The organism is Deinococcus pimensis DSM 21231 (assembly GCF_000519345.1).
GTDB lineage: Bacteria > Deinococcota > Deinococci > Deinococcales > Deinococcaceae > Deinococcus_A > Deinococcus_A pimensis.
In genome coordinates, this window is sequence record NZ_KI912636.1 from 113,585 (window position 1) to 115,916 (window position 2,332).

Annotated in this window: 2 protein-coding genes and 1 pseudogene; 2 read left to right on the plus strand and 1 reads right to left on the minus strand. The window is 72.2% G+C overall.

Going from position 1 to position 2,332, the window contains the following annotated elements; all coding sequences use genetic code 11:
• Positions 1-422 (minus strand): hypothetical protein (locus tag DEIPI_RS39300; RefSeq protein WP_045233925.1); only part of this gene is annotated, 422 nt, incomplete at its 3' end.
• 99 nt (positions 423-521) lie between these two features.
• On the opposite strand from DEIPI_RS39300, the pseudogene trmFO reads away from it, so the two are divergent.
• Positions 522-1,958, plus strand: a pseudogene (trmFO, locus tag DEIPI_RS29680) (methylenetetrahydrofolate--tRNA-(uracil(54)-C(5))-methyltransferase (FADH(2)-oxidizing) TrmFO); the annotation flags it as partial.
• Between the two features lie 129 nt (positions 1,959-2,087).
• Complete coding sequence (locus DEIPI_RS0108495) at positions 2,088-2,315, plus strand: hypothetical protein (protein ID WP_027481496.1); 228 nt, start codon at positions 2,088-2,090, stop codon at positions 2,313-2,315.
• Positions 2,316-2,332 lie beyond the last annotated feature (17 nt).

Here is a 2,332-nt window from a genome sequence, read left to right on the forward strand (position 1 = left end):
CTCCGCAGGGCCTGCTGGGCGCGGTCGCGTTCGTTCGTGAGGCGGGGCACGAGCGACGTGACGGTGCCGCCCACGATCAGGGCGAGGCCCGCGAGGGCGTGCGTGGCGATGAGCGCCCAGCGCCAGCCGTCGTCGGTGGGGGTGCCGGTCCGCGTGGTTCGTGCGCGCCACGCGAGGTGGTAGTGGACGGTGGACGCGGCGAGCGCGCCGAGGACGACGAGCACGGCGGGCCAGACGGGCGCGGCGCCCACGCTGACCGCGAGGACGGCGAAGGCGGCCACCGCGACGACGGCGGTCACGTGAACGGCGTGCCAGACGGGCTGGCCGACGAAGGTGAGTCCGCTTCCGGGCGCGGCGAGGTTGAGGAGGAGGCCCAGCCAGTAGACCCTCCGGGTGCGGCTGGGCTGAGCGGCACGAGGCATGAGCTACATGTTAGCCCAATATGAGGGAAATGAGAGTGAGGATGAACTCCTCTCGTCCCGAGCGTTCCTTCATCAGGTGCGAACACAACGTGCCGCGACTCCCACCCGCCCCCCGGACGAACCGCTAGACTTCTCCTCATGCCTGAAGTGACGGTCATCGGCGCGGGCCTGAGCGGTTCGGAGGCGGCCCTCGCCGCCGCCTCGCTCGGCGTCCGCGTCAAGCTCATCGAGATGCGCCCCACGCGCATGACACCCGCCCACCGCACCGCGAACTTCGCGGAGCTCGTGTGCAGCAACTCCCTCGGCGGCGAGGCCGACACCAACGCCAAGGGCCTCCTGCAGGCCGAGATGCGCTCCGTGCGGAGCGCCGTGATGGACGCGGCCTTCGCGGCCCGGCTCCCGGCGGGCGGAGCCCTCGCCGTCGAACGCGAGGACTTCAGCGCGCGCGTCACCCGCGCCGTCCGCGACCACCCGCTCATCCACGTGACCGAGGGCGAGGCCACCGAACTGCCTCAGGGGATCGCCGTCCTCGCGACGGGGCCCCTCACGTCCGACGCGCTCTCGGCGGCCCTGCGCAACGTGACGGGCGCCGACCACCTCAGCTTCTACGACGCCGCCGCGCCCGTCGTCGCCTTCGACAGCATCGACATGAGCGTCGCGTTCCGCGCGGGCCGCTACGACCAGAGCGCCGACTACATCAACTGCCCCATGAACCGCGAGGAGTACGAACGCTTCCACTCGGCGATCGAGCAGGCGCGCGGCCACACCCCGCACGACTGGGAGAAGCTGGAGTTCTTCGACGGCTGCATGCCCATCGAGGAGATCGCGCGGCGCGGCTTCGACACGCCCCGCTTCGGCCCCATGAGCCCCAAGGGCCTCGACGACCCCCGCACGGGCCGCTGGCCCTACGCCGTCGTGCAGCTCAGGCAGGAGGACCGCGAGGGCCGCATGTGGAGCCTCGTGGGCTTCCAGACGGGCCTGAAGTGGGGCGACCAGAAGACCGTGCTGCAGCTCATCCCGGGCCTGCAGAACGCCGAGATCGTCCGTTACGGCGTCATGCACCGCAACACCTACCTCAACGCGCCCGAGTCCGTCACCGACACGCTCGCCCTGCGCGCGCGGCCCACGCTGTTCGTGGCGGGCGTCCTCGCCGGCACCGAGGGCTACCTGGAGAGCGCCGCGACGGGCTGGCTCGCGGGCCTCAACGCCGCGCGGCTCGCCCTCGGAGAGGCGCCCGTCACGCCGCCCGCCGAGAGCATGCTGGGCGGCCTCGTACGCTACCTCGCGAGCGCCAACCCGAAGAACTTCCAGCCCATGAACACCAACTGGGCGCTCGTGCCCGACCTCTCCCCCGAGGTCATCGCCCAGAAGTTCGGGGAGAAGCGCAGGAAGATCGGCAAGCGCGAGAAGCGCCCGCTGATGTACCGGCGCGGCCTCGCCGCCTTCCAGGACTGGGCGCGCGGCGTCGGCCTGACCGTCGAGGACGTCCGCCCGCCCGAGAAGGCCCCCGAGGAGGAAGCGGCCCTCGCGGGCTGACCCCCGCCTGACGGAGCGGCCCCCACCCCCGGGTGGGGGCCGCTCCCATGACGGTCTCCTGACAACCGTCGTGCACAACGAGGGCAGGACGGGGACGCGAGGTACCGGTCCCCCGTCCGAAGGAGACCCATGGACGTGTTCCTCGTGCTGCTGATGACGGTCCTGTGCGTGAGTCTGGTCCTGTTCACCTTCTCCTCCCCGAGGCGCCCCCGTCGCCGCGCCCGGTACGCCTGGAGCGGCGACGGCGTGGACGTCTCCTGGGACTCGGACGTCTCGGACGCCTGCGGCGACTCGGGCGGGGACTCCGGTTCCTCCGACTGCGGCGGCGGCGACGGCGGCGGAGGCGGCGGGGAGTAGGCCCGGGGGCTACACTG

Coding starts and splice junctions, on each gene's coding strand:
- DEIPI_RS0108495 (WP_027481496.1), top strand. CDS start 2,088: ATGGACGTGTTCCTCGTGCTGCTGATGACGGTCCTGTGCGTGAGTCTG.